The organism is Streptomyces sp. CAI-85, assembly GCF_013363615.1.
In the GTDB taxonomy this organism is placed as follows: Bacteria; Actinomycetota; Actinomycetes; order Streptomycetales; family Streptomycetaceae; genus Streptomyces; species Streptomyces antibioticus_B.
In genome coordinates this window covers 164,466-190,841 of sequence record NZ_JAANNX010000006.1, presented here as the reverse complement: position 1 = coordinate 190,841, position 26,376 = coordinate 164,466, and the positions used below count along the sequence as shown (strand labels likewise).

The window sequence follows — 26,376 nt, the reverse complement described above, 5'->3', positions numbered from 1 at the left end:
GCCGACCGTGCCCCGGCTGACCGTTACGGAAGGAGCCCCGCCCCCGCCAGATGTTTGGCGACCGTTTCCGTTTCCTCCGGGGTCAGGGGGATCTGGGGGTCGGCCGTTGTCGGGGAGTCGATGATGCCGCGGAGGTGCAGGGCCGTCTTGAAGGCGCCGATCGCTGCCGAGGTGGGGCCCATGCGGGTCGGGTCGGGGGCGGTCGTCATGGCGAACAGGGCGCACAGGCGCTCCTGTTCGGCCCGGGCCCGTTCCAGGTCGCCGGAGCGGCAGAGGCGGGTCAGGCGGACGTAGCCGTCCGGGTCGACGTTGGCCAGGCCGGGGACCGCGCCGTGCGCGCCGAGGGCGAGGGCCGCGTCGACGGTCAGTTCGGAGCCGGTGAGGGCGCTGAACCCCGGGAGCGAGCGGGCGCCGTGGACGACCTCGCGGAAGCCGGCCAGGTCGCCGCTGGAGTCCTTGAGCCCGGCGAGCGCGCCCTCGTCGGCCAGCTCCAGGACGAGCCGGGCGGGCAGCTTGGTGTGCACGGCGGCCGGGATGTCGTAGGCGAGCACCGGGACGGGGCTGCGGGCCGCGATCAGCCGGAAGTGGCGGGCGATCTCGGCCGGGTGGGTGCGGGTGTAGAAGGGCGCGGTGACGACCACGGCGGCCGCGCCCGCCGCCGCGGCCGTCTCGACGTGGTCCAGCACGCGGGGTGTGGTCATGTCGATCGCCCCGGCCAGCACGGGCAGCCGCCCGGCCGTGTGCGCCACCACCGTCTCGGTCACCAGCCGGCGCTGCCGGTCGGTGAGATGCGCGGCCTCCGAGGTCGAGCCGAGCACGAACAGCGCGTCCACCCCGGCGGCCGTCAGATGGTCGACCAGCCGGCGCAGCGAGGGCACGTCGAGCCGGCGGTCCGGGGTTAACGGTGTGCAGACGGGCGGGATCACTCCGGTCAGCGGGGCGGGCAGGGTCATCGGTGCTCCCAGGGCTGGCTCGCGCGTACGAGGTCGTTCGGTCGCCTCGTCCTCCTGGGGCAGATGGTGACAACAAAAACAAGGTGCGGGGCGTGACGTGGCCGAGAGGGCGGCCGGACGTCCCGCCGAATGCGCCCCCGCCCTCGCAGTCAGGACGCGAGCAGGCGGCCGCGTTCGAACCAGGCCCTGGTCTCCCGGTGCCCGGACAGCGCCACCACGAGCGCGCCCCACCCGATACCGACGGCCCCTACATGGTCGTACGTCAGAAATGCGGCCAGACTGCCCAGAACGGTCACCCAGCCGACGGTGAGCGCCCCGGTCCGCACCGCCGTACCGCCCTCGGTGAACCGCAGCGACACCACCAGCGCCGCCCCGGCCGTCAGCACGCACCCGGCCGCCGCGAGCAGGAGCAGCGCGAGGAACGGCGCGCCCAGCGCCCCCGTCTCGAACGTCACCGCCGCGGCCCCGAGCCGCAGCGCGCAGCCGGCGGCCGCGAGGACGAGGGCGGCCAACAGGCCGCGGGTCCACCGGGCGGGAGCGGGCATGCGCGTCATTTACGGCCCTTCGGTCGAAGCGGACAGGGCGAGTTGGCAGGTCAGAGCCGAATGTGACCGCCCTCATAGCGGTGATGACGTTCGCACAGGGAGTCTGCCCCCGCAGGAGTTTCCGAAGAACTGTTATCCGCCGCCGGTCCCCGGATCTCCCCTCGTAGACGGACAGCATCGACGACAGGGAAGCAGCGATGAGCACACGGCACACGACGGACCCGGCGGCACTGGTGAGCGCCGCCCGAGCGGGCGACCCCTCCGCCCAGGACGCGCTCGTCGGCGCGTACCTCCCGCTCGTCTACAACATCGTGGGCCGCGCGCTGAACGGTTCGGTCGACGTGGACGACGTCGTGCAGGACACCATGCTCAAGGCCCTCGACTCGCTGGGCGGCCTGCGCTCCCCCGAGAGCTTCCGCTCCTGGCTCGTGGCCATCACCATGAACCAGATACGGGCCCACTGGCACCGCCGCCAGCCCGCCCAGGGCGGCGTCGACGAGGCCGAGGGCGTCGCCGACCCGGGCGCCGACTTCGTCGATCTGACCCTCGTCCAGCTCCAGTTGTCCGGGCAGCGGCAGGAGACCGCGCGCGCCACCCGCTGGCTGGAGCCCGACGACCGCGGCCTGCTGTCCCTGTGGTGGCTGGAGTGCGCCGGTGAACTGACCCGGGCCGAGATCGCCCAGGCGCTCGACCTCTCCCCGCAGCACACCGCGGTCCGCGTGCAGCGGATGAAGGCCCAGCTCGAAGCGGCCCGGGTGGTCGTACGGGCGCTGGACGCGCAGCCGCCGTGCCGGGAACTCCAGGGCGAGCTGGCCGGCTGGGACGGCCGGCCCTCCGCGCTGTACCGCAAGCGGGTGGCACGGCACGCGCGCGGCTGCGTACGCTGCTCCGGGCTGTGGAGCGGACTGATGCCCGCCGAGGGCCTGTTGGCCGGTCTCGCGCTGGTCGCCGTCTCGTCCGCGCTCCTGGCGCGGATGCCGTCCGCCACCGCCGACACGGTGGCCCTGGCCGGGGCGTCGACCACGCTCGCCGCCGAGGTCGACGGGGTCTCCTCCGTGCCGGGCCGGCACCGGTCCGCGGGGGAGCAGGGTCTCTCGCGCGGCGAGGCCCGTCGACGGCGGCGGGTGCGGCGCCGTGCGGTGGGCGGCGCGGTCGTGGCGGTCTGCGTGGTCGGCGGCGGCCTGTATTACTTCGGCATCCAGGAGGGCGGCGGGACCAAGGAGGGCACCGCCGCCCTGCCCGCGAACGGCACGGTCGTCACGGACGAGCCCACCCCCGACGGCGACCGCTCCGCCTCGGCGTCCGCGTCCCCCTCGCCGTCGGCCTCCGCGTCGGCCTCGCCGTCCCCGTCCAAGTCGCCGAGCGCGAGCGCCTCCCCGAGCGCCCGGACGGAGAAGAAGAGCACGCCCGCCACGGAGAAGAAGGCCGAGCCGCAGAAGACCTCCTCGGGCGACAAGGAGACCCAGTCGGGCAGCAGGCCGTCCGGTCTGGGGGCGCAGGTGATCGCGCTGGTCAACGAGGAGCGCGCGTCGGCGGGCTGCGGCCCGCTCACCGACGACAGCCTGCTGCGCGCGGCGGCCCAGGGTCACTCCGAGGACATGGCCGCCCGTGACTTCTTCGACCACACCAACCCCGACGGCGAGGACCCGGGCCAGCGCATCACGGACGCGGGCTACCGCTGGTCCACCTACGGAGAGAACATCGCCAAGGGCCAGCAGACGGCCGAGTCGGTGATGACGTCCTGGATGAACAGCCCCGGCCACCGCGCCAACATCCTCAACTGCTCCTTCAAGAACATCGGCGTGGGCATCCACAACGGCTCCGGCGGCCCGTGGTGGACGCAGAACTTCGGCGCCAAGCTCTGAGCCGGGAACGGGAGGGGTTCCGAGGCCGAGGCCACGGAACCCCCCCGGTCGCGCCCTGCCGTCAGTACGTGTGCAGGGTCAGCCCGTACCGGTTGAGGATCTCGTTCACCGGCTGGAACCAGGTCTCGCCGCCGCTGGAGCAGTTGCCCCAGCCGCCCGAGGTCACGCCCTGCGCCTGGTCACCGCTGATGAACGACCCGCCGGAGTCGCCGCCCTCGGCGCACACACTGGTCTTCGTCATCTGATGCACCGCGCCCTGGGCGTAGTTGACCGTCTGGTTCTTGCCCAGCACGGTGCCGCAGTGCCAGTGCGTGGTGGAACCCGAGCGGCAGATCGACGCGCCCACCGGCGCCTCGGCCGAGCCGCGCACGAGCCGGTCGGACACCGTGCCCCAGCCGAGCACCACCGGTACGGTCCACCAGCCGCTGCCCACGTTCACCCAGGCGTAGTCGTTGTCGGGGAACGACGAGCCCTGGAAGTTGCCGATGTAGGAGCCGTCCCAGCCCCTGACACCCGCCCCGGCCTGACCGCAGTGACCGGCGGTGACGAACCCGCCGTGGACCGAGAAGCCGATGGAACAGCGCACGTTGCCCGTGTAGTACGGGTCGCCGCCGACGGTGCCCGCGGCGAAGGTGCCCGGGGCGCCGGCGACGGTCTCGACGGTGACGGGTCCCGCGGCGCGGGCCCGGGTCAGGAAGCGTTGGACATCGTTGTCGGCGAGCTTGCCGCGGACGACCGAGACGACGACGGAGTTCGCCTGCGGGTCGACGTGCCAGCCGGCCACGGCCGACGGGGCGGCGAGTTTGTCGACGCGGCCGCGGACCGCGTCCAGTTGGCGTGCGCTGTGCTCGACGAGGCGGACCGCGGCCCCCGCCTCGCTCAGCGCGGCGCGGGTCGTGCGGGAGGCGTCCGGGGTGACGGCCACGGTCAGCCGTCCGGCCTCGGCGTCGTACCAGGAGCCGGCGTACGCGGCCCCCGCGGTGCCGCGGGCCTTCGGTTCGAGGGCGGTCGCCGTCCGTTCGGCCGCGAGCCGGGCCTTCGCCTCCTCGGCGGAGAGACCGAACTCCTTCTGCATCGCGCCGAGCAGACCGGCGGAGACGGACGCGGTGTCGGTCGTGGAGGCGGCGGAGGTGGCGGAGGCGGTGGAGGTGGTGGAGGCGGCGGAGGCGGTGGCGGACGCCTCGCTGCCGCTGGCCGAAGCGGGGAACGTGCCCGCCCCGCCGAGTCCGGCCAGCAGCAGGACCGCCGTCACGCCGATGTGCTTGAGTCTGGTGCGTCTCATGGGAGTTGCCCTTCGTCGTTCCAGTGAGTGGGGGTTGGAACAGCCGATGAGTGAGAGCGCTCTCAAATGTGGCGCGGCAGAGCCTAGCCGCGCCCGGGTGTCAGGTCTATGCCAATGCGGCGCGGATGCGGAGGGTTTTCAACGAAGGGGAGGACAAAACATCCTCAAGTGCTGCGTCCCGGGCGCATGACGCCCGTGCTGCCCCGCGCGATCAGCCCCGGCACCGGCACCCGGACCGTCTCCGCCGGGCCCCCGTCGAGCAGGGCCAGCAGGGCGCGCGCCGCCGTCCGCCCGAACTCCACACTGTCCCGGGACAGCGCGGACAGCCACGGCTGCACCATGCGGCACAGCGCGGAGTCCTCCCAGGACACCACCGACACGTCCGCCGGTACGGAGAAGCCGAGTTCGGCCGCGGCCGCGACACCGGCGACGGCCATCACGTCGTTGTCGTAGACGAGCGCGGTCGGGGGAGCGGTGCCGCCCAGCACCCGCCGGGTGACCGCCGCGCCCGCCGCGTCCGAGTAGTCGGTCGGCACCGACCGCACCTCGGTCAGCCCGAGCCGCTCCGCCTCCGCGCGCAGGGTGCGGATCCGGCGCCGGGTGTGGGCGAGGTCCGGCAGCCCGGCGATGTGCACGATCCGCCGGTGCCCGAGCGCGTACAGCTCGTCCACCACCGACGCCATCGCCCCCGCGTCGTCCGCCCACACCGCCGACAGACCGGGGTGGCGTTCGTCGGGCGCGCCGCCGATCACCACCGCGGGCAGCCCCAGTTCGTCGAGCAGGCCGGGCCGCGGGTCGTCCCGGCACGGGTCGACGACCAGCACACCGTCCACCCGGTGCTCGGCCCACCAGCGCCGGTACACCGCGCACTCCTCGTGGACGTCGTGCCCGATCTGGAACAGCAGCCCGAGGTGACGCTCCGCCAGCACTTCCTGGATCCCGGAGACGAGTTGGAGGAAGAACGAGTCGACGCCGAGCGTGTGCGCCGGGCGGGCCAGCACCAGGCCGACCGTGGCCGCGCCCTCGCCGGACAGGGCGCGGGCCGCCGTGCTCGGCCGCCAGCCCAGCTCCTCGGCGACCCGGCGCACCCGGTCCCGGGTGATCTCCGAGACCCCCGGACGGCCGTTCAGCGCGAAGGAGACCGCGCTCTGGGAGACCCCCGCCCGCTCCGCTATGTCCCGCATGGTGGGCCGGCGGACCGGCGAGCGCTTTCCCGGCACAGTGGTTTCCCCCATTCCCACGGCAATTCCCGGCCAGTATGCACTAATGCGCTTCAGCTCAGCACCCTAATGCGCATAAGCGACTAATGAAATTAGCTCGGCGCACGGCATTGACGGGCCGGTCAACGGGCGTGCAGGGTCTGCCTCGTTGGCCCATTGCCGCTTCAACTCCCCAGCAACGGAGGCCGTACACCGTGAACATCTCCCGCAGAGCCCTGATCGCCGCCGCCGTCTGTGTCGTCCTGCCGTTGAGCGCCTGCGGCTCCGGCGACGACGGCGGCCCGGCCGACGCCTCCGGCAAGGTCGAGGGCGACATCACCTTCCAGACCTGGAACCTGCGCGCCAACTTCAAGCCCTATTTCGAGGGCGTGATCGCCGACTTCGAGAAGAAGCACCCCGGCACGCACGTGAAGTGGATCGACCAGCCCGCCGAGGGCTACGCCGACAAGATCAGCGCGGACGCGGCCGGCGGCACCCTTCCGGACGTCGTCAACGTCTCGCCCGACCTCGTCGCCCCCCTCGCCAAGGCGGGCCTCGCCCTCGACCTCGACAAGGCGGCCGGCACGTACGAGAAGGAGTACCTGGAGGGCGCCTGGGCCAGCCATCAAGTCCCCGGTCTGAGCGGCACGTACGCCTTCCCCTGGTACCTCAACACCGGGCCCCTCTTCTACAACAAGACCCTCTTCCGGCAGGCCGGACTCGACCCCGAGCAGCCGCCGAAGACCTACGACGACCTCTTCACCGACGCCCTCGAACTGGCGGACCGAAGCGACGGCAAGGTGGCCACCCTCGCCAACGTCCCCACCATCGAGGACTTCGGCCGCTACGGCGTCCCCCTCATGGACGACGACGGCACCGCCTTCCGCTTCAACGACCCGAAGGGCGTCGAACTCCTCACCCGCTACAAGGAGTTGTACGACGCCAAGGCCCTGGACCCGCAGGCGCTGACCGCCACCCCGGAGTCCTCGGGCAAGAAGTTCCTCACCGGGGCCGTCGCCATGAACCCCGGCAGCGCCCTGGACCTCGGCAACTTCAAGAAGCAGGCGCCGAGCCTCTACGACAACATCGGCATCACCGACCAGATCACCAGCACCGGCCACGTCAACATGTACGTGATGGGCGTGATGGTGAACGCGCGCAGCAAGCGCACCCCCGCCGCCGTCGCCTTCGCCCACCATGTCACCGACGCCCAGCGGCAGATGTCGTTCGCCCGGCAGGTCGCCATCTTCCCGAGCACCGCGGGCTCCCTGGACGACCCGTACTTCACCGAGGAGGACGGCACCGACGAGACACGCGTCCGGATCGCCGCCGCCAAGTCGCTGAAGAACGCCGTCAATTACACCCCGGTGCTGTTCAGCGAGCAGATGAAGACCGCGCTGCGCAACGAGGTCGCCAAGGCGCTCCAGGGCCGGCAGAGCCCGAAGGAAGCCTTGGACAACGCTGTCAAGCAATGCGACACGCTGCTCAGGCAGCAGGGTTAGGCCGATGGCCGCCGACCCCGCCCCCTCCCGGATCCGCCGCCAACTCCCCATCAGCCCCTGGCTGTTCGCCGCCCCCGGACTGCTGGTCGCCGGCGCGTTCGTGCTCTGGCCGTTCCTGTCCACGCTCGCCGACTCCTTCACCGACCGCCGCACCCTGATCCCGGGCCGCTTCGTGGGCCTCGCCAACTTCCGCGAGATGCTCGACGACGACATGTTCTGGATCGGGCTGCGCAATAGTGCGCTGTACGTCCTCGGAGTCGTCCCGGCCCTCGTGGTGCTGCCGCTGCTGCTCGCGCTCCTGGTGCAGAAGAACATCCCCGGCATCACCTTCTTCCGGTCCGCCTTCTACACCCCGGTCGTCGCCTCGATCGTCGTCGTCGGACTCATCTGGGTGTGGCTGCTGGACGAACGCGGCCTGGTCAACTCGCTGCTGGAGACGGTCGGGGCGGGCCGGGTCGGCTTCCTCAGCGACCAGTGGCTGCTTCTGCTGAGCGCCATGACCGTCACGGTGTGGAAGGGCCTCGGCTACTACATGATCATCTATCTGGCGGCGCTCGCCGGAGTGCCCCGTGAACTGCACGAGGCCGCGGCCGTGGACGGCGCCGGCGCGGTGCGCCGCTTCCTCACGGTCACCGTGCCCGCCGTCCGCTCCACCATGGTCCTGGTCGGGGCGCTGTCCTCGGTCGCCGCCTTCAAGGTGTTCTCCGAGGTGTACCTGATGGCCGGGCCCAGCGGCGGCCCGGCGGGCGAGGACACCACGCTCGTCATGCTCGTCCAGCGCACCGGCACGGGTCTCACCGGCCGCGTCGGCTACGCCTCCGCCCTCTCGGTCGTCGTGTTCGTCGTGACCGTCGCCCTGATGCTGCTCGTGCTGCGCGCCGACCGGAAGGAGGAACGGGTGTGAGCGTCCTGGAGAAGACCCGGCCCGCCACGACCCCGCCCGCGGCCGCCCGCGCGCCCCGGGTCACCGACGAGCACGGCCGCCGCGTCCGCGTCGGCGAACTCGCCCTGCGCTACCTGCTGTTGCTGGCCGTCCTGGCCCTGACCGTCGGACCGTTCCTGTGGCAGCTCTCCACGTCCCTCAAGGGACCCACCGAGGACATCTACAGCTCCCCGCCGGCCTTCCTGCCCGCCGATCCCACCCTGGACAACTACACACGGGTCGCCGACACCGTCCCCGTGTGGGACTACGCCCTGAACTCGCTCAAGGTCGCCACCGCCAACGTCGTCACCAACTGCGCCGGTTCGGCCCTCGCCGGGTACGCGCTCGCCCGGCTGCGCTACCGGGGCCGCCGGGCCGCGACCCTCGCGTTCGTCCTCGCGATGCTGGTCCCCGTCGAGGCCATCATCATCGCCCAGTTCACGACCATGCGGGAACTCGGCCTGAACAACACCCTCGTGGGCGTGGTCCTGCCGGGCTGCATCGGCGCCATGAACGTCCTGCTGATGCGCAACGCCTTCCTCAACCTGCCCTACGAGATCGAGGAGGCGGCGTTCGTCGACGGCGCGAACGTCTGGCAGCGGTTCCTGCGGATCGCCCTGCCGTCGGTGAAGGGCACCCTCGCCGTCGTCGCGATCTTCGCCTTCATGGGCGCCTGGGACGACTTCCTGTGGCCGCTCATCGTGCTCAGCGACCCCTCCAAGTTCACCCTGACCATCGGCCTCAACTATCTGCACGGCACCTTCGCGAACGACGAACGCCTGGTCGCCGCCGGCACCGTCATCGCCGTCGCCCCGCTGATCGTCCTCTTCGCCTGCCTCCAGCGGTACTTCTTCCGCGGGGTCGGCGAGGGCGCCGTGAAGGGCTGAACGGTCACTCTCCCGTCGTCCAAGGGACTCCGCATGCCTCCTGCCGTGCGCTTCGGCGTCAACTACACCCCGAGCGAAGGGTGGTTCCACCACTGGCTGGACTTCGACCTCGACTCCGTCCGCGCCGACCTCGACTCCGTCGCCGCCCTCGGCCTCGACCACGTCCGGGTCTTCCCGCTCTGGCCGTACTTCCAGCCCAACCGCACCCTGATCCGCCCCCGCGCCGTCGCCCAGCTCCGCTCCCTGGCCGTCGCCGCGGGGGAACGCGGACTCGACGTCAACGTGGACGGACTGCAAGGGCACCTGAGCAGCTTCGACTTCCTCCCCGCCTGGACCCGCACCTGGCACCGGCGCAACCTCTTCACCGACCCCGACGTCCTGCACGCCCAGGCCGCCTACCTGCGCACCCTCGCCGCCGCCCTCGCCGATCTGCCCAACTTCCTCGGCATGACCCTCGGCAACGAGGTCAACCAGTTCTCCGCGGGACCGCACCCCGACCCCGACCGGGCCACCGGCGACCAGATCGACGCCTGGCTGGAGCGCATGCTCGCCGCCTGCGAGGAGGGCGCCCCCGGCCGGCTGCATCTGCACGCCGAGTACGACGCGACCTGGTACCAGGACGACATGCCGTTCCTGCCCGCCCAGGCCGCCCGGCGCGGCGCGGTCACCGCCGTGCACTCCTGGGTGTTCAACGGCACCGCCCAGCGCCACGGCCGCGCCTCCGTCCCGGCCGAGCACCACGCCGCCTACCTCGTCGAACTCAGCAAGGCGTGGGCCGAGGACCCGCACCGGCCCGTCTGGCTCCAGGAGGTCGGCGCGCCCGCCCCCCTCGTCCCCGCCGAGCACGCCGCCGCCTTCACCGAGGCGACCGTGCGCAACGCGCTGGACTGCCCCGACCTGTGGGGCATCACCTGGTGGTGCTCCCACGACGTGTCCCGGCAGCTCGCCGACTTCCCCGAACTCGAATACGGGCTCGGCCTGTTGACCAACGAACGCAAGCCGAAGGACACCGCCCTCGCGCTGGCCCGCGCGGCTTCCGCACCGGCGCCCGCGCCCGCCCCCCGGACCACGGCGCTCGTCGTCCCCGCCGACCCGGCCCGCCGCTCGGCCTGCGCCCCCGGCGGCCCCGTCTACGACGCGTTCTTCCGGCTGACCGCCGACGGCGCCCGCCCCACCACCGTCCTCGACACCCGCGCCGCCGACCGCGCCCATCTCGCCCGGCGCGGCATCACCGAGGTCGTCCCACCCGATCAGGTACTCCCCACCCCACAAGGAGGCACCCGCTCGTGAACCCCACCCGACGCACCGTCCTGCTCGCCGCAGGCGCGGCCGGAGCCGCCGCCCTGGTCCCCGCACCGGCCGCGGGCGCCGCCCCACGGCAGGCAGCCGTGCCCCCGCCGTACGCCGCCTACTGGTACCCCGACTCCCTGCCCGCCGGCACCCCCGGCACCGGCATCACCTGGCGCAGCCTGAAGAGCTGGACCGCCGAGGACGACACCGACCTCGCCTTCAACGCCGCCTCCGTACCCCTCGCGCCACGCTTCACCCCCACCCCCGCGAACGCCACCGCCCGCGCGGACCAGGCCCGCATCCAGTCCCTGGTCTCCTTCGGACCCACCTCCGCCAACCCCTCCCAGGGCTCGGCCACCGCCGACCACTACGCCTTCACCCACTGGGCCTACGTCGACGAGCTGGTGTTCTGGGGCGGCTCCTCGGGCGAGGGCCTGATCCTCGCCCCGAACGCCCCCGTCGTGGACGCCGCCCACCGGCACGGCGTACCCGTCCTCGGCACCATCTTCCTGCCGCCCGTCGCTTACGGCGGACAACTCCAGTGGACCCGTGACCTGGTCCAGCGGGACACGAGCGGCCACTACCCGCTGGCCGCGCAGCTCGTGAAGGTGGCCGCCGCGTACGGCTTCGACGGCTGGTTCGTCAACGCCGAGACCGGCGGCGGGAACAGCGCGCTGGCCACCGCCATGCTCGGCTTCCTCACCGAGCTGAAGGCCCTCGCCGCCGCCCGCGGGCAGCGCGTCACCTGGTACGACTCGATGACCGTCAACGGCACGGTGAGCTGGCAGGGCGCGCTCAACGCCCAGAACCAGGCGTTCTTCCAGTCGGCCGACGACCTGTTCGTGGACTTCCGCTGGTCCGCGTCCTCCCTCGTCTCCTCGGGACAGCGCGCCGAACAACTCGGCCGCAGCCGCTACGCGTTGTGGGCGGGCGTGGACGTCGAGGCCAACGGCTCGAACCGCTCTGTGAACTGGGACGCGATCGTGCCCAGGGACAAGCCGCACGTCGTGTCCCTCGGCCTCTACCGGCCCGAGTGGACGCGCAACCACCTGCCCGCGGGCGGCAGGGGACCGGCCGCCTTCCACGCCGCCGACGACCGGTTCTGGACCGGACGCTCCGGCGACCCCTCCCGCCCCGACGGCACGGACCCCTGGCGGGCCCCCGCGGTGTCGGTCGCGGACCGTTCCACCGTGACGGCCCTGCCGTTCGCCAGCGTCTTCAACACCGGCCACGGACTGCGCTGGTACGAGGAGGGCACGGTCACCTCCGGCACCCCGTGGAACCATCTCGGACTCCAGGACCGGCTGCCCTCCCGGCAGTGGGCCGTCCGCACCGCCGGGGCGCGGCCCGCCGTCGCCTTCGACTTCACCGACGCCTGGCGCGGCGGCAGCAGCGTCCTCGTCTCGGGCACCCTGGACGAACCGGTGGTGCTCGACCTCTACGCCACCCGGCTGCCGCTCGGCGATTCCACGGTGGTCGAGCTGACCCACCGCACCGATTCCGGCACGGTCACCGTCGAACTGGCCGTGGCCACCGCCGACCCCGACACACCGGGCACGCCACCGCCGTACACCTATCTCCCGCCGGCGGCGGGGGAGGGCGGCGGCTGGCGGACCTCGGTGGTGGCGCTCGACGGGCTGTCCGGGACCGTGCACGCGGTCGGGGTCCGGCTCACCGCGACCGGCGGCCCGGTGGCCTGGCGGCTCGGCGGGATCGCCGTCCACGACGCACCCCGCACCCCCGCCGCCCCCACCGGGCTGCGCATCACCGCGGCCGCCGGCGGCGACCTGCGCCTCGCCTGGGACGGCGGCGCCCGTGACGACGTACGGCATCACACCCTGCACCGCGTCCTGCCCGACGGCACGCGGCGCTTCCTCGGCGCCACCTGCCAGACGGCGTACTTCGTCGGCGGGCTGGCCCCGCAGGACGGGGAGCGGACGACACGGTTCGAACTGCGTGCCGTAGGGGAGCTGTACACAGCGTCGGCCCCCGCCGCCGTGACCCACACCTGGTAACCCGTCCGTCCCTGACCTTGGAGCACCCCGCATGCATGACGACCGCAGCCTGGTCGAGGCCCGGCTCAAGCGCGTCCTCGACGAGCGCCTCCGACCCGCCGTGTACCCGGAGTCGGTGCCGCTGGACGTGGCCGTGTGGCACGCGCCCGGCGAGCCCGTGCCCGTCGCCGAGGGACTGGCGGCCGAGCCCGAGCCGATCGCGGTGGGCGCCCGCTGGGGTGCTCCCTGGGGGACGAGCTGGTTCCGGGTCACCGGGACGGTCCCCGAAGCCTGGGCCGGCCGGACCGTCGAGGCGGTCCTCGACCTCGGATTCGACGAGAACATGCCCGGCTTCCAGTGCGAGGGCCTCGTCTACCGCCCCGACGGCACACCGGTGAAGGGCCTCAACCCGCGCAACCAGTGGGTGCGTATCGGCGCGCCCGTCGCGGGCGGCGAGGAGGTGCGGCTGCACATCGAGGCCGCCTCCAATCCGGTGATCCTCGACTACCACCCCTTCCTGCCGACCCCGCTGGGCGACAAGGAGACGGCCGGCGACGCACCGCAGTACACGCTCGCCCGGATGGACCTCGCCGTCTTCGACGAGACGGTGTGGCAGCTCGTCCTGGACCTGGAGGTGCTCGGCGAGCTGATGGCCGAACTGCCGGTGGAGTCCGCCCGCCGCTGGGACATCCTGCGCGCCGTCGAGCGGGCCCTGGACGCCGTCGACCTCCAGGACGTGGGCGGTACGGCGGCCCGGGCCCGCACCCGGCTCGCCGCCGTTCTCGCCGCACCCGCCGTGCCCTCGGCGCACCGCATCAGCGCCGTCGGCCACGCCCACATCGACTCCGCCTGGCTGTGGCCGCTGCGCGAGACGGTCCGCAAGGTGGCCCGCACCACCGCCAACATGACCGCTCTCCTCGACGACGAACCCGAGTTCGTCTTCGCCATGTCCCAGGCCCAGCAGTGGGCCTGGGTGAAGGAGCACCGGCCCGAGGTGTGGGCCCGCGTCAAGAAGGCCGTCGCGGACGGGCGGTTCGTGCCGGCCGGCGGGATGTGGGTGGAGTCCGACACCAATATGCCGGGCTCGGAGGCGATGGCCCGTCAGTTCGTGCACGGCAAACGGTTCTTCCTCGACGAGTTCGGCATCGAGAACGACGAGGCGTGGCTGCCCGACACCTTCGGCTTCGCCGCGGGCCTGCCGCAGATCATCAAGGCGGCCGGCTCCCGCTACCTGCTGACGCAGAAGATCTCCTGGTCGCGGACGAACAGCTTCCCCCATCACACCTTCCGCTGGGAGGGCATCGACGGCACCCGGATCTTCACGCACTTCCCGCCCGTCGACACCTACAACTGCTCCATGAAGGGCGCCGAGATCGCCCACGCGGCCCGCAACTTCAAGGACAAGGGCGTGGCCCGGCACTCCCTCGCACCCACCGGCTGGGGCGACGGCGGAGGCGGCACCACCCGCGAGATGGTCGCCAGGGCGGCCCGGCTCCGCGACCTGGAGGGCTCCGCCACCGTCACCTGGGAGACCCCGGCCGCCTTCTTCGCCAAGGCCCGCGCCGAACACCCCGAACCGCCGGTCTGGGTAGGCGAGTTGTACCTCGAACTGCACCGGGCGACCCTGACCAGCCAGGCCGGCACCAAACAGGGCAACCGCCGCAGCGAACACCTCCTGCGCGAGGCCGAACTATGGGCCGCCACCGCCGCCGTCCGCACCGGATTCCCCTACTCCTACGCCGAGTTGGACCGCATCTGGAAGACGGTGCTGCTCCACCAGTTCCACGACATCCTGCCCGGCTCCTCCATCGCCTGGGTGCACCGCGAGGCCCGGGCGACCTACGCCCGCGTGGCCGCCGAACTCACCGCGATCATCGAGGCGGCCCAGCGGTCCCTGGCCGGCGAGGGCACCACCCCGCTCGTCTTCAACGCCGCCCCGCACGCCCGCGACGGCGTCCCGGCAGGTGGTGCGAACACCCCCGTCGCGCACGGCCGTACGACCCTCGCCGCCCGCCCCGACGGCGGACACGTCCTGGACAACGGGCTGCTGCGGGTGGAGATCGACGCCCGCGGACTCGTCGTGTCCGTCCACGACATCGAGGCGGACCGTGAGACCGTCGCGCCCGGCCGGGCCGCCAACCTGCTCCAGCTCCACCCCGACTTCCCGAACATGTGGGACGCCTGGGACGTCGACGAGTTCTACCGCAACACCGTCACCGACCTCACCGACGCCGACGAGGTCGTGGCGGGGGAGGACGGCGCGTCCGTGCGGATCGTCCGGACTTTCGGCGCGTCCCGGGCCGTCCAGGTGCTGTCGCTGCCGGCCGGCGAACGGCGGCTGGTGATCGACACGGAGGTCGACTGGCACGAGACGGAGAAGTTCCTCAAGCTCGCCTTCCCGCTCGACGTGCACGCCGAACGGTACGCGTCCGAGACCCAGTTCGGGCACGTCCACCGGCCCACCCACACCAACACGAGCTGGGAGGCGGCCCGTTTCGAGGCGTGCAACCACCGGTTCGTGCATCTGGAGGAGCCCGGCTGGGGCGTCGCCGTCGTCAACGACACCACCTACGGCCACGACGTGACCCGCGCGGTCCGCGACGAACCCGGCGCCGACGGCGGCACCACCACGACGCTGCGGGTCTCCCTGCTGCGCGCGCCCCGCTTCCCCGACCCCGAGACCGACCAGGGCGTGCACCGTTTCCGGCACGCCTTGGTGCCCGGGGCGACGATCGGCGACGCCGTGCGCGAGGGCTGGCGGCTCAACCTGCCCGCGCGCACGGTCACCGGCGCCCACGCCGTCGCCCCGCTGGTGAGCGTCGACCGGGACCAGGTGGTGGTCACGGCCGTCAAACTCGCCGACGACGGCAGCGGCGACGTGGTGGTGCGCTTCCACGAGGCCCACGGCGGCCGCGTCCGGGCCACGCTCACGACGGGCTTCGGCCTCGCCGGCGCCACCGTCACCGACCTGCTCGAACGGCCCCTGCCCGACGCCCCCGCGCCCGAGGCCGACGGCGACCGGATCACCGTAGGACTGCGGCCGTTCGAACTGGTGACGCTGAGGCTGCGAAGGGCGTAGCCGAACCCGCCGGGGGCGTACGTCAGTTGTTCGAGCCGACCGTGTTGTCGTGGCCGGCGTTGAACACGTCGTCCCCGGCGAACTGGCCCCAGTCGCCGAACACGATGGTCACCGAGGGGGCCGAGGAGTCGTCCACGGACACCCCGGCACCCGCGGTGCCACCGGCGACGAGGACGAGGGCGCAGGTGGCGAGGGCGGTCAGACCGGAACGGACAGCACGCATGGGGGGCACCTTTCGGCGAGCGAATCGGACAGCGCCCGAACCTAGACGCGGGAACGCCCGCTGTCCGCGCGCCCGTCACGCCACGGCGCGAGTCCCATCCGAATGGCCGAGGCGGGTCGCCCGCAGCACCTGGACACGCCAGCGGGCGGCTCCCTCGTCGGGCCGGTCCCGGACCCGTGCGGTGAGCCCCTCGGTGAACCGCGCGGCCGCCGCGGCGGATTCGGGGATGCCGGAGAACAGCGAGGGGCCGAAGGCCGCCATGAACGAGGCCGCCACCTCGTCCGCGTACGCCTCCAGGTCGCCGTCGGCCATGTACCGCTCCCACATCGGGTCGTCCAGCACCACGAACTCCCCTTCCTCCAGCCGGAACCGGTCCCGGAACGGGCCGGAGAGCAGCGGGGCGGTGAACTCGGCCGTGGTGCGGTTCCAGGTCGGTACGGTCATCGCCGCCACCTGCTCGCCGGTCAGCATCCCCTGGTCCACGAGAGCGGCCAGTTCCTCCACCGCCAGGTCGAACAGGCCCTCGGCGCCGCTGAGTCCGTCGTCCGTCGCGGCACCGCCCACCACGACGAGCTGGCCGCCCGGCGCGAGTTCGTCGGCACGATGACTCAGGAAGACGTCCCAGTCCCGCGCCGACTGCCCGCGCAGCGCCTCCCGGGCGGCGCCCCGCGCCCGGGAGCCGTAGATGTGCCCGGCGATCGGCAGCGGGACCCGGGACAGCCAGTGCACGGCGATCGAGGACCAGGCCAGATGCAGTTCGCCCGGCGGGAACAGCGGCTCGAAGAAGGAGCGCGCCTGGGCGCAGGCGTGCACGCCGGGGACGCGGGCGTAGGACGACGGTCCCGTCAGGGTGGCGAAGAGCGCGCCGAAGTCGTTCGCGGGGATGTCGGTGTGGGTGACCCACACGGGTGTGCCGGGGCGGCGGGCGCGCACGGCCGCGACGGTGCGGGCCATCGGCTCCATCGCGTTGGTCCCCGAGGCGCAGCCGAGGTCGGCCACCCGGAAGGCGCGGTCGTCGGCGGGCACGGGGGCGGCGGCCAGGGCGCGGTCGAGCAGGCCGACGGCGGCCCGGAGCCCGGCGTGCTGGGCGGCGGAGTGACGGCCGTATCCGCTGCCCATCGCCCCTGATCCGGTACCGGCCATGCGGTCACCTCCGTCGTACGGCGGGAGCGGCGGCTCAGGGTGTCTTGCGCAGGACGCTCGGCTCGTCGCCGCCCATGTCGAGGCGGAACGGCGGATAGACGTCCGTCATCAGGGAGGTGTAGGCGGCGAGCCGCAGCACCCACCGGTTGAGGCCGACGATCAGGTCGAACAGGTCCCGCGGGTAGCGCTCGGTGAACAGCAGGATCACGGCCGCGATCACGGTCAGGACGGCCACCAGCCCGCCGCCCCACCAGCCGGTGTGCCAGCCGCCGACGAAGAAGCCGACGACGATGTAGTGCGGGATGGCCAGCAGCCACCACTTGACCAGGACCAGGCCCCGGGACAGCCGTTCGGGGTAGGCGACGTCCAGCCGGGCCGGATAGTCCGGCTCCTCACGCAGGCTGAACGGCGGATAGCGGTCGGTGGCCAGGGCGCCGTACGAGTAGAAGGAGACCCGCCAGCTCCAGCGCAGCACGCCGAGGTTGAAGTCGAACAGGGGGCGCGGGTAGCGCGCGGTGAACAGGATCGCGAAGAAGGCGATCAGGCCCACCAGGCTGAAGGCGATCCACAGGAAGAACAGCACCACCACGTGCGGGACGACCAGGATCCACTTCACCAGCCAGAGCCAGCGGGAGAGCGGCGCGTCCAGGCGCGCGGTGACCCGGACCGGGAGGCCGGGCGTGGGTGCCGGGGTGGTCATGGCGATCGACTCCGATCCCGCCCACGGCACCGGATCGGCGCGGCGCGAGGCGTCGGCGTTCCGTACGTTGCTCCTTCCACTGTCCGCCCGCCGCGCCGTCTTCGCAGGGCCGGAACACCGGCGGCCGGGTGCGCGGGTCAGAGCCGGATGACGACGAGCGCGGTGTCGTCGCTGTTTCCGGCCGCCGGCAGGAGGTCGGCGAGGAGCGCGTCGGCGAGCGATTCCGGGTCCCGGGCGCGGTGCCGGGCGAGGGAGTCGGCGAGCCGGGCGAGACTCGCGTCGATGTCCTCGGTACGGCGTTCGATCAGCCCGTCGGTGTACAGGACCAGCGTGGCGCCCTCCTCGAAGGGGGTACGGGTCTGCGGGCGGGCGAGGTGCTCGGGGCGGGCCGCGAGCGGGGGATCGGTCGCCTCGTCGAGGAAGGTCACCGTGCCGTCGGGGCGCAGCAGGGCCGGCGGGGGATGACCGGCCGAGCTGTAGGTGACCGTACGGGCGGCCCGGTCGACGAAGGCCGTCACGACGGTCGTGGACTCGGCGCCCTCCACCGAACGGGCGTACAGGCCGAGCGCCTCCAGCGCCTGGGCGGGCCCGTCGGCGACCCGGCAGGCCGCGCTCAGGGCGCTGCGGAGCTGCCCCATCACACAGGCGGCGGCGAGACCGTGCCCGACGACGTCACCGACCGCGACCGCGAGATCGCCGCCGGGCAGGTCGACCAGGTCGTACCAGTCGCCGCACACGTTCAGCGCGCCGGTGGCGGGACGGTAGCGCACGGCCGCCGCGTGCCGTCCGGCCGGGCCCGGCGCGGGCAGCATCGCCGCCTGGAGCGCGAGGGCGACCTCGCGCTCCCGCGCGTGCGCCCGGCGCAGCCGTTCGTTGACCTCCTGGAGTTCCCGCGCCCGGGTGTACAGCTCGGCCTCCAGGACCCGGGCCCGGTCGTCGTCGCCCGGATTGCCGCGGGCCCGGATCAGCTCGGTGATCTCCTCGACCCGGTGCACGACCAGCGCCACCTTGCCGTCGGCGCCGAGGACGGGGGCGTTGACGGGGCTCCAGTAGTGCTCCTGCCAGACCCCCGGCCGCGCCGGGTCCTCGATGTCGTAGCGCAGCAGCGCCATGGTGTCGCGCTCGCCCGACGCCACGACCCGCAGCATCGACGCCTCGGTCTCCCGTCGGCCGGCGGCGGCCGCGTCGTTGGGGTTCTCCGGGAAGACGTCGAAGATGTAGCGGCCGAGGAGCTGGTCGCGGGTGCGTCCGGCGAGCCGCAGGAAGTCGTCGTTGGCGTCGGCGTAGACCAGGTCGGGGGTGAGCAGCGCCACCATGCCGGGCAGGGCCCGGAAGACCGCCGCGTAGTCGATCTGCGGTTTCCTCATGTCCTGCCTGTCTGGTGCGTGCCGGGCGTCTTCGTGCCGTTTCCACCATAGGAGCGGCGACACCGCGCGGTCATCCCGATGCGCTCTGTGTCCCGGACTCCGTCCGCCGTTCAGGGCCCGCCGCTCAGGGCCCTCCCGCGGTGCCCTCCGGCCCACGGCCCGCCCCGGTGGTGCGGTGCGCGAGCAGTGCCGCGCCCAGGTCGGCCGCCGTGCGCGGGTCGGACAGGGGGCGGGCCAGCAGTTCCTCGACGCGCCGCAGCCGGTAGCGGACCGTGTTGGGGTGGACGAACAGGGTCCGCGCGGCGTCCGCGGCGGAACCGGCCGCCGCGAACCAGTGCTCCAGGGTCTCCAGCAGCCGCGCCCGCTCCGCCACCGGCAGCCGCAGCAGCGGGGCGAGGACCACCTCGGTCAGATGCGCCGCCTCGGACGGGGCGGCCGCGACCAGCATGGCCAGCGGGTTGTCGTCGAACCGGGCGACGCCCGGCCCGGTACCGGCCAGCCCGGTCAGCGCCAGCCGCGCGAAGCGCAGCGCCTGGGGCGCGTCCCGCAGCGCGTCGAAGGAGGGGCTGACCCCGACCCGGGCCCGCGACCGGCGCAGGACCCGCAGCCAGGTGCTCTCCGCGTCCGGCGCGGCCAGCGCGACCACGCCGATCTGCTGGTCGGGCAGCAGCCGCCAGGCCGAGGGGAGCCGGGCCCGGCGCAGCGTGGTCTCCACGCCCGCCAGCGGCTCCGCACCGGGCGCGCTCGCCACCGCCGCGGCCACCGCGTACGGCCCGTGCTCGGGCAGGCCCAGCTCGCGCGCCGCCTCCCACAGCGTGGTGCGGTCGACGAGGACACCGGTGAACAGCGCCTCCACCAGCGCCGAGCGCCGCGCCTCGCGCTGCTGGGTCAGCTCGGCGGTGGTCTCCCGGTGGGCCGCCGCGACGGCCTCCGCGTAGCGGCCGAACAGCGCCCAGATCTCCGCCGACAGCGACACCAGCTCGGCGTCGCTGACCTCCGGGTGGGTCCGCGACTCGGCGATGATCTCCGACCACAGCAGCTCGAAGCCGATCCGGTACGCGTGGAGCGTGTCCGCCAGCGGCATGCCCTGCTCGGCCCGCATCCGGCCGGTGTCCCGGGCCGGGCTCGCGTCCGGATCGCCGCCGCGGCTGAAGTGGCTCAGGACGAGATCGGCGTTGGCGGTGCACGAGCGGCGCAGCGAGTCGTACGGGATGAGGGACGTGTCCTGATAGGCGTCGACGTCCGCGCGGATACGCTCCGCCATCAGCTCGCCCAGCTCCGGGAGCCGCGCGTGCAGGGCCGAGGCCACACCGGACAGATCCATCACCGCAGCTTAACGCCGCCTTCTTGTCCCCCGGAACAATCCGGCGCGGTGGACGCTGTCGTACCGCCCATAGGCCGCCACCGTCGGTGGCAGCAGCATGTCGTCCACGTGAACGGCGGATTTCGACGGTGACATTCGTGGAGGCGGGTATGGCGAATCTGGCGCAGTTCCTGGAGGAGACGGCCGGGCGGCAGCCGGAACGGCCCGCCCTGCGCTTCGCGGGACAGGTCACCGACTACGTGGAGCTGGACGAGCGCAGCGCCCGCGCCGCCGCCCTGCTGCGGGCCGAGGGGATCCGGCCGGGGGACCGGGTCGCCCTGATGCTGCCGAACGTCCCCGAGTTCGTCGTCCTGTACTACGGCATCCTGCGCGCCGGCGCCGTCGTCGTCCCGATGAACCCGCTGCTGAAGACGCGGGAGACCGAGTACCACCTCGACGACTCCGGGGCGGCGCTGCTGTTCGAGTGGCACCAGGCGCCCGGGGAGGGCGCGCAGGGCGCGGCCGCCGCCGGGGTGCGGCACATCGCGGTCGAGCCCGCCGCGTTCGCGGAGCTGCTCGCCGGGCACGAGCCGCTCGCGGAGACCGCCGCGACCGCGGACGGCGACGTGGCCGTGCTGCTCTACACCTCCGGCACCACCGGCCGGCCCAAGGGCGCCGCGCTCACCCACGGCGGGCTGCGGCACAACACCGAGGTCAACACGGTCCATGTGCAGCGGATGACGCCCGAGGACGTGGTGGTCGGCTGCCTTCCGCTGTTCCACATCTTCGGCCAGATCTGCACCATGAGCGCGACCGTGCGCGGCGGTGCCTCGCTCACCCTGATCCCGCGCTTCGAACCGCAGGCCGTGCTGGACGCCGTCGCCCGGGACCGGGCCACGGTGTTCGAGGGCGTGCCGACCATGTACGCGGCGCTGCTCCAGCACCCGACGGACGCGGACGTGTCCACGCTGCGGATGTGCATCTCGGGCGGCGCGTCGCTGCCGGTGGAGATCCTGCACGGCTTCGAGCGCCGCTTCGGCTGCGCCGTCCTGGAGGGTTTCGGCATGTCCGAGACCAGCCCGGTGGTCACGTTCAACCACCCCGACCGGCCGCGCAAGGCAGGCTCCATCGGCACCCCGATCCGGGACGTGGAGGTGCGGCTGCTCGACGACAAGGGCCAGGACGTCGCGCCCGGCGAGATCGGCGAACTGGCGGTGCGCGGGCCGAACGTGATGAAGGAGTACTGGAACCGTCCGGAGGAGACGGCGGCCACCATTCCGGACGGCTGGCTGCGCTCGGGCGACCTCGCGCGGCAGGACGAGGACGGCTACTTCTACATCGTGGACCGCAAGAAAGACATGATCATCCGCGGTGGCTACAACGTCTACCCGCGCGAGATCGAGGAGGTCCTGCACGAGCACCCGGCGGTCGCGCTGGCCGCCGTGGTGGGCCGGGCGGACGATCATCTGGGCGAGGAGATCGCCGCCGCGGTCGTGCTGCGTCCGGGCGCCGAGGCGACGCCGGACGAGCTGCGGGAGTTCGTCAAGGAGCGGGTGGCGGCCTACAAGTACCCGCGCGAGGTGTGGCTCGTGGACGCCCTGCCGACCGGCCCCAGCGGCAAGATCCTCAAGCGGGAGATCGTGGCGCCGACGGTGTGAGCGCGGCGCGGGGCGGGTGATTCGGTTCCCTGATAGGGAAGTTGAGGGTACTTGAGACGGCGGCCGCCATCGACCTGGCGGCCGTTCCCTCGTAGGGTGGCAGCCGCTGTTCGAGGTACCCCCCACCCCGCGCGCCCGCAGAGGACCAGCATGCCGCCCAGATTTGTCAAGCACCTGACAGTATTGGCTGTCGCCGCGCTCGTGCTCACCCTGACACCGAGCGCGGGCGCCACCACCAGGGCCACGCCCGCCGCCGAGGATGCCACCGCCACGGAAGCCGCCGCCGCGGACACCTGGCAGCCGCCCCTGTCCACCCGGGGCCGCTACGTCGTGGACGCCCGGGGCGACCGCTTCCGGCTGAAGTCCGCCAACTGGGACGGCGCGCAAGGCTCCTGGAACGGCAGCGGCAGCACCGCCGACCCCGCCAACCACCACGCGGGCCAGAACGCCAACGGCATCCCCCTCGGCCTGGACCGCGCCCCGCTGTCCCGGCTCCTCGCCGACTTCCGTGAACTCGGCCTCAACAGCATCCGGTTGCCGTTCTCCAACGAGATGATCCGCGCCACGGCACCCGTACCGGACACCGCCGTCACCGCCAACCCGCAGCTCCGCGGCAAGACACCCCTCCAGATCTTCGACGCCGTGGTGAGCGCGCTCACCGGCAGCGGCTTCGCGGTGATCCTCAACAACCACACCAACACCACCCGTTGGTGCTGCGGCATCGACGGCAACGAACGCTGGAACAGCAGCCAGACCACCCAACGCTGGGCGGACGACTGGGTGTTCATGGCCCGCCGCTACGCCTCCGACCCGCGCGTGGTGGGCGCCGACCTCTACAACGAGGTCCGCCGCGACGTCTTCGACGACCCCAACTGGGGCCTGGGCGACGCCCACGACTGGTACGCCGCCGCCAAGCTCGCCGCCGACCGCATCCTCACCGAGGCCAACCCCGACCTGCTCATCGTCATCGAGGGCATCAACTGGACCGGCCTGCCCGTCGACGGCTTCCCGCACGAACGCCCCACCCTCGCCCCCGCCCGCACCCTCTCGCACACCCTCCTCAGGTCCAACAAACTCGTCTACTCCGCCCACTTCTACGGCTACACCGGCCCCCGGCACAGCGGCGCCACCGGAATCGGCGAGACCCATGACCCCCGCTACCAGGACCTGAGCCGCGAGCAGCTCTTCCAGACCCTCACCGACCAGGCGTTCTTCGTCACCACCGAGGGGCGGCACTACACCGCGCCGGTGTGGATCAGCGAGTTCGGCACCGGCGCGAACGAGACGGGCGCCGCCGCGCGCACCTGGTTCGGCAACATCACCGACTACTTCGCCGACCGCGACGCCGACTTCGCCTACTGGCCGCTCGTCGGCTGGCAGGGCCACGACGACTGGGCCCTGCTGCGCTACGACACCGACGGGCGCCGCCACGGCATCCTCGACGGCGGCGACTGGCGCGGCGCCGGCTGGCAGCGCCTGATGACCTCCCCGACCCGCACCGGCCCCGTCGCCCCGGTGGCCGACTGGCGGATGCTCACCACCGACCAGGGCGACGACGTACGGTCCCTGCGGATCCGGGCCGGCGGCGACTGGGACTCGGGCGCCTCCAAGGCCGTCTGCCCCGACGGACTGCGGCTGGCCGGACTCAGCCACACCGGCGGCCGGGGCCTGTGCACCGACGTGACCGCCGGTGACCTGCGCGCCGCCGGGGACGCCCGCACCGTCGTCACCGACGAACGCCATGTCCCGGCGAACGGCGACTGGGCCGGCGGCTACACCAAACTCCAGTGCCCCGCAGGCCAGTTCCTGGCCGGCTACAGCCGGCGCGGCGAACGGGTCTCGGCGGCGCTGTGCGTCCCCGCCCGCACCACGCTCGGCCGGGCGGGACGGACCGTGTGGTTCGACCGCTCAGACAACCGCCCCGCCGACGGCACCGGAGGGGACTTCGCCCAGAACCACTACAAGGGCCAGTGCGCCGCCGACGAGTACGCCGCCGGCATCGCCTTCACCACCCGCCTGGGCAGCAGGCAGGGCCCGGCGGCCCTGCTGTGCGTGACACTGCGCCCCTGAGAGACGCCAACCACGATGCGGCGCGGGGCACTTGCTCGACATGCCCCGCGCCGCAGCGCGCTCACGCCAGGCTCACCCACGCCCCCGACTCCGCCGAACGGCTCATCGCGTCCAGGGCCACCGCACTGCGCACCGCGTCCTCCAGCGTCGGCCCGTGCGCGGTGCCGTCGGCGATCGAGCGCAGGAAATGCTGCGCCTCGACGACCTTGAGATCGTCGTAGCCCATGCTCGACGCGGCCCCCGGCTGGAACGCCTCGTAGTCGCCGTGCCCGGGACCCACGTACAGCGTGCTCACGGGCTGGTCCTGGTACGAGTCCCCCCGGCTGACGCCGAGTTCGCCCATCCGGCGGAAGTCCCAGAAGACCGCGCCCCGGGTGCCGTGCACCTCGAAGCCGTAGTTGTTCTGCTCGCCCACCGAGACCCGGCACGCCTCCAGGACACCCCGGGCGCCCGAGGCGAAACGCAGCAGGCAGTTGACGTAGTCCTCGTTCTCCACGGGGCCCGGCTCGCCGCCGGCGGCCAGGGCGTGACCGGCCGTGGCCCCGGTCGGCCGGGCCCGCTCCGGGATGAACACGGCCGTGTCGGCGGCCAGCGCGGTGATGTCGCCCAGCAGGAAACGCGCGAGGTCCACGCCGTGCGAGGCGAGATCGCCCAGCACCCCGCTGCCGCCCCGCTCCCGCTCGTACCGCCAGGTCAGGGCGCCCAGCGGATGGGCGGCGTAGTCGCTGAAGAGCCGGACGCGGACATGCGTGACCGCGCCGATCTCCCCGGAGGCGATCAGCTCACGGGCGTAGGCGACGGCCGGGGCGTTGCGGTAGTTGAAGCCGACGGTCCCCTGCACACCGGACTTGGCGACCGCGTCGGCCACCGCGCGGGCGTCCTCGGCGCTCAGACCGACCGGCTTCTCGATCCAGATGTGCTTGCCCGCCCCGGCCATCGCGACACCGATCTCGCGGTGCAGGAAGTTCGGCGCGGTGATGCTCACGGCCCGCACCCGCGGATCGGCGGCCACCTCGCGCCAGTCCCGCGCCGTCGAGGCGAACCCGAACCGCGCGGCGGCCTCCTCGGCCCGGCCCGGCACCTCCTCCGCGACGGTCACCAGCTCGGGCCGCAGGCCCAGCCCCGGATAGTGGTGGGCGACCCGCGCGTACGCCTGGGTGTGCACCCGCCCCATCCAGCCGAACCCCACGACGGCGACGCCGAGCGTATCCACCATTGGACTGCCCCTCTTTGGACCGTTCCATTTTGCTTGCCCGGCCCACGATGGAGCCCCTCCGGACCGGTGTCAAGGGCCGTCGGTCGGCCTGCTCGGCTTTACAAAGCGGACAGCCGTATGGAACGGTCCACACCATGAGGACCCCGACCATCCGTGACGTCGCCGCACGGGCGGGCGTGTCCAAATCGCTGGTCTCCCTGGTGCTGCGCGGCGCCGACGGCGTACGACCGGAGAAACGGCAGGCCGTCCTTGCCGCCGTCGAGGAACTCGGCTACCGGCCCAACGCCGCCGCGCGCAGCCTCAGCGAACGCCGCACCCGTACCGTTGGCGTGCTCCTCAACGACCTGCGCAACCCCTGGTTCGTGGACCTGCTCGACGGGCTCAACTCCCGCCTGTACGACAACGGTCTGCGCATGCTCCTCGCCGACGGCCATCTCAACCGGCGCCTCGGCGAGGACCTCGCCCACACCTTCACCGAACTGCGGGTGGACGGCCTGATCGCCGTCGGCACCCTCCAGGACCCCGGCGTGCTGCGCGCCGCGGCGGGCCGGGTCCCCACCGTCGTCGCCGGAGCCCGGGAACCGGAGCTGCCCGCAGTGGACGTCGTCGCGGGCGACGACGAGGAGGGCGCCCGGCTGGCCACGGAGCATCTGATCGGCCTCGGCCACCGGCACATCGCCCACATCGCCGGCCAGGGCGCGGTGGGCGAGCTGCGCCGCCGCAGCTTCGAGGCCACCATGCGCGCGCACGGCCTCGCCGGCACGGCCCGGGTGGAGCGCGGCGACCTCACCGAGGAGGGCGGCTACCGGGCCACCGTCCGGCTCCTGAACGGCCCCCGGCGGCCGACCGCCGTGTTCGCGGTCAACGACATGACCTGCGTCGGCGCGCTCTCCGCCGCCGAGGCGAGCGGGCTCGCCGTCCCACGGGACCTCTCCCTCGTCGGCTACGACAACACGTACCTCTCCCAGCTCCGCCACCTCTGGCTCACCACCGTGGACAACGCCAGCCACGAGGTGGGCCGCCGCGCCGCCCAGCACCTGCTCGACCGCATCGCCGACCCGGACCGCCCCGCCCACGTCGACCTGACGGCCCCCACCCTGGAGGTCAGGGGAACGACGGCGCCGCCGCCGGGGGGAGCGGAAAGTCTTACGAGGAGCTGACGCGGCGGTGAAGGCGCT

Annotated in this window: 20 protein-coding genes; 10 read left to right on the top strand and 10 right to left on the bottom strand. The window is 73.0% G+C overall.

Annotated elements, in window-relative coordinates:
- Window positions 1-23 precede the first annotated feature (23 nt).
- Together G6W55_RS11200 and G6W55_RS11195 are read right to left on the bottom strand one after the other, a co-directional pair.
- Window positions 24-953: a dihydrodipicolinate synthase family protein gene (locus tag G6W55_RS11200; protein WP_175520654.1), complete on the bottom strand. Its 930-nt coding sequence runs from the start codon at window positions 951-953 to the stop codon at window positions 24-26.
- Window positions 954-1,102: 149 nt separating this feature from the next.
- Window positions 1,103-1,498 carry a hypothetical protein gene (locus G6W55_RS11195; RefSeq protein ID WP_175520653.1) on the bottom strand — a complete coding sequence of 132 codons (396 nt, stop codon included), beginning with the start codon at window positions 1,496-1,498 and terminating at the stop codon, window positions 1,103-1,105.
- Window positions 1,499-1,695: 197 nt separating this feature from the next.
- Here G6W55_RS11195 and G6W55_RS11190 point away from each other — a divergent pair, with 197 nt between their 5' ends.
- Complete coding sequence (locus tag G6W55_RS11190) at window positions 1,696-3,363, top strand: sigma-70 family RNA polymerase sigma factor (protein ID WP_175520652.1); 1,668 nt, start codon at window positions 1,696-1,698, stop codon at window positions 3,361-3,363.
- A gap of 61 nt (window positions 3,364-3,424) precedes the next feature.
- Here the strand turns inward: G6W55_RS11190 and G6W55_RS11185 are convergent, their stop codons facing one another.
- Both G6W55_RS11185 and G6W55_RS11180 read right to left on the bottom strand, forming a co-directional pair.
- The gene (locus tag G6W55_RS11185; protein ID WP_175520651.1) at window positions 3,425-4,645 is read right to left on the bottom strand and encodes a S1 family peptidase; all 1,221 of its coding nucleotides are present in this window, start codon (window positions 4,643-4,645) and stop codon (window positions 3,425-3,427) included.
- 164 nt (window positions 4,646-4,809) lie between these two features.
- Window positions 4,810-5,865: a LacI family DNA-binding transcriptional regulator gene (locus G6W55_RS11180; RefSeq protein WP_175520726.1), complete on the bottom strand. Its 1,056-nt coding sequence runs from the start codon at window positions 5,863-5,865 to the stop codon at window positions 4,810-4,812.
- A 194-nt stretch (window positions 5,866-6,059) separates the two neighbouring features.
- Here G6W55_RS11180 and G6W55_RS11175 point away from each other — a divergent pair, with 194 nt between their 5' ends.
- The 6 genes from G6W55_RS11175 to G6W55_RS11150 are packed head-to-tail and all read left to right on the top strand — an operon-like array spanning window position 6,060 to window position 15,518.
- The gene (locus G6W55_RS11175; RefSeq protein ID WP_175520650.1) at window positions 6,060-7,346 is read left to right on the top strand and encodes an ABC transporter substrate-binding protein; all 1,287 of its coding nucleotides are present in this window, start codon (window positions 6,060-6,062) and stop codon (window positions 7,344-7,346) included.
- 4 nt (window positions 7,347-7,350) lie between these two features.
- Window positions 7,351-8,250 carry a carbohydrate ABC transporter permease gene (locus tag G6W55_RS11170; RefSeq protein ID WP_175520649.1) on the top strand — a complete coding sequence of 300 codons (900 nt, stop codon included), beginning with the start codon at window positions 7,351-7,353 and terminating at the stop codon, window positions 8,248-8,250.
- Window positions 8,247-9,155 carry a carbohydrate ABC transporter permease gene (locus G6W55_RS11165; RefSeq protein ID WP_175520648.1) on the top strand — a complete coding sequence of 303 codons (909 nt, stop codon included), beginning with the start codon at window positions 8,247-8,249 and terminating at the stop codon, window positions 9,153-9,155. Before G6W55_RS11170 ends, G6W55_RS11165 begins: the two co-directional genes overlap by 4 nt.
- 33 nt (window positions 9,156-9,188) lie before the next feature.
- A complete protein-coding gene (locus tag G6W55_RS11160) occupies window positions 9,189-10,445 on the top strand; it encodes a glycosyl hydrolase (RefSeq protein WP_217686781.1) in 1,257 nt (418 codons plus the stop codon).
- Window positions 10,442-12,460 carry an endo-beta-N-acetylglucosaminidase gene (locus tag G6W55_RS11155; RefSeq protein ID WP_175520647.1) on the top strand — a complete coding sequence of 673 codons (2,019 nt, stop codon included), beginning with the start codon at window positions 10,442-10,444 and terminating at the stop codon, window positions 12,458-12,460. The genes G6W55_RS11160 and G6W55_RS11155 overlap by 4 nt, the downstream gene beginning before the upstream one ends.
- A 31-nt stretch (window positions 12,461-12,491) precedes the next feature.
- Complete coding sequence (locus G6W55_RS11150) at window positions 12,492-15,518, top strand: glycoside hydrolase family 38 C-terminal domain-containing protein (protein ID WP_175520646.1); 3,027 nt, start codon at window positions 12,492-12,494, stop codon at window positions 15,516-15,518.
- A gap of 22 nt (window positions 15,519-15,540) precedes the next feature.
- On the opposite strand, the gene G6W55_RS11145 is transcribed toward G6W55_RS11150, so the two are convergent.
- The 5 genes from G6W55_RS11145 to G6W55_RS11125 form a co-directional block, all read right to left on the bottom strand.
- The gene (locus G6W55_RS11145; protein ID WP_175520645.1) at window positions 15,541-15,741 is read right to left on the bottom strand and encodes a hypothetical protein; all 201 of its coding nucleotides are present in this window, start codon (window positions 15,739-15,741) and stop codon (window positions 15,541-15,543) included.
- A 75-nt stretch (window positions 15,742-15,816) separates the two neighbouring features.
- Entirely contained in the window at window positions 15,817-16,884 is a 1,068-nt protein-coding gene (locus tag G6W55_RS11140) for a hypothetical protein (RefSeq protein ID WP_175520644.1), read from the bottom strand.
- A gap of 34 nt (window positions 16,885-16,918) precedes the next feature.
- On the bottom strand, window positions 16,919-17,584 hold the full coding sequence (locus tag G6W55_RS11135; RefSeq protein ID WP_175520643.1) for a DUF4389 domain-containing protein: 666 nt from the start codon (window positions 17,582-17,584) through the stop codon (window positions 16,919-16,921).
- A gap of 137 nt (window positions 17,585-17,721) precedes the next feature.
- Complete coding sequence (locus tag G6W55_RS11130) at window positions 17,722-18,951, bottom strand: PP2C family protein-serine/threonine phosphatase (RefSeq protein ID WP_175520642.1); 1,230 nt, start codon at window positions 18,949-18,951, stop codon at window positions 17,722-17,724.
- Between the two features lie 124 nt (window positions 18,952-19,075).
- Entirely contained in the window at window positions 19,076-20,275 is a 1,200-nt protein-coding gene (locus G6W55_RS11125) for a CdaR family transcriptional regulator (RefSeq protein WP_217686780.1), read from the bottom strand.
- Window positions 20,276-20,424: 149 nt separating this feature from the next.
- Between G6W55_RS11125 and G6W55_RS11120 the strand changes: the two genes are divergently transcribed.
- Both G6W55_RS11120 and G6W55_RS11115 read left to right on the top strand, forming a co-directional pair.
- Window positions 20,425-21,912, top strand: a complete 1,488-nt coding sequence (locus tag G6W55_RS11120; RefSeq protein ID WP_175520641.1) for a long-chain fatty acid--CoA ligase — start codon at window positions 20,425-20,427, stop codon at window positions 21,910-21,912.
- A gap of 150 nt (window positions 21,913-22,062) precedes the next feature.
- The gene (locus G6W55_RS11115) at window positions 22,063-23,982 is read left to right on the top strand and encodes a glycoside hydrolase family 5 protein (protein ID WP_175520640.1); all 1,920 of its coding nucleotides are present in this window, start codon (window positions 22,063-22,065) and stop codon (window positions 23,980-23,982) included.
- Window positions 23,983-24,043: 61 nt separating this feature from the next.
- On the opposite strand, the gene G6W55_RS11110 is transcribed toward G6W55_RS11115, so the two are convergent.
- The gene (locus tag G6W55_RS11110; protein ID WP_175520639.1) at window positions 24,044-25,198 is read right to left on the bottom strand and encodes a Gfo/Idh/MocA family protein; all 1,155 of its coding nucleotides are present in this window, start codon (window positions 25,196-25,198) and stop codon (window positions 24,044-24,046) included.
- A 134-nt stretch (window positions 25,199-25,332) separates the two neighbouring features.
- Between G6W55_RS11110 and G6W55_RS11105 the strand changes: the two genes are divergently transcribed.
- On the top strand, window positions 25,333-26,358 hold the full coding sequence (locus G6W55_RS11105; protein WP_175520638.1) for a LacI family DNA-binding transcriptional regulator: 1,026 nt from the start codon (window positions 25,333-25,335) through the stop codon (window positions 26,356-26,358).
- Window positions 26,359-26,376 lie beyond the last annotated feature (18 nt).

Excerpts from the sequence above, each read along its gene's own strand:
- G6W55_RS11190 (WP_175520652.1), top strand. The coding sequence starts at position 1,696 with ATGAGCACACGGCACACGACGGACCCGGCGGCACTGGTGAGCGCCGCC.
- G6W55_RS11200 (WP_175520654.1), bottom strand. The coding sequence starts at position 953 with ATGACCCTGCCCGCCCCGCTGACCGGAGTGATCCCGCCCGTCTGCACA.
- G6W55_RS11145 (WP_175520645.1), bottom strand. The coding sequence starts at position 15,741 with ATGCGTGCTGTCCGTTCCGGTCTGACCGCCCTCGCCACCTGCGCCCTC.
- G6W55_RS11105 (WP_175520638.1), top strand. The coding sequence starts at position 25,333 with ATGAGGACCCCGACCATCCGTGACGTCGCCGCACGGGCGGGCGTGTCC.
- G6W55_RS11135 (WP_175520643.1), bottom strand. The coding sequence starts at position 17,584 with ATGACCACCCCGGCACCCACGCCCGGCCTCCCGGTCCGGGTCACCGCG.
- G6W55_RS11195 (WP_175520653.1), bottom strand. The coding sequence starts at position 1,498 with ATGCCCGCTCCCGCCCGGTGGACCCGCGGCCTGTTGGCCGCCCTCGTC.
- G6W55_RS11115 (WP_175520640.1), top strand. The coding sequence starts at position 22,063 with ATGCCGCCCAGATTTGTCAAGCACCTGACAGTATTGGCTGTCGCCGCG.
- G6W55_RS11125 (WP_217686780.1), bottom strand. The coding sequence starts at position 20,275 with ATGGATCTGTCCGGTGTGGCCTCGGCCCTGCACGCGCGGCTCCCGGAG.
- G6W55_RS11140 (WP_175520644.1), bottom strand. The coding sequence starts at position 16,884 with ATGGCCGGTACCGGATCAGGGGCGATGGGCAGCGGATACGGCCGTCAC.
- G6W55_RS11150 (WP_175520646.1), top strand. The coding sequence starts at position 12,492 with ATGCATGACGACCGCAGCCTGGTCGAGGCCCGGCTCAAGCGCGTCCTC.
- G6W55_RS11120 (WP_175520641.1), top strand. The coding sequence starts at position 20,425 with ATGGCGAATCTGGCGCAGTTCCTGGAGGAGACGGCCGGGCGGCAGCCG.
- G6W55_RS11170 (WP_175520649.1), top strand. The coding sequence starts at position 7,351 with ATGGCCGCCGACCCCGCCCCCTCCCGGATCCGCCGCCAACTCCCCATC.
- G6W55_RS11185 (WP_175520651.1), bottom strand. The coding sequence starts at position 4,645 with ATGAGACGCACCAGACTCAAGCACATCGGCGTGACGGCGGTCCTGCTG.
- G6W55_RS11130 (WP_175520642.1), bottom strand. The coding sequence starts at position 18,951 with ATGAGGAAACCGCAGATCGACTACGCGGCGGTCTTCCGGGCCCTGCCC.
- G6W55_RS11110 (WP_175520639.1), bottom strand. The coding sequence starts at position 25,198 with ATGGTGGATACGCTCGGCGTCGCCGTCGTGGGGTTCGGCTGGATGGGG.
- G6W55_RS11160 (WP_217686781.1), top strand. The coding sequence starts at position 9,189 with ATGCCTCCTGCCGTGCGCTTCGGCGTCAACTACACCCCGAGCGAAGGG.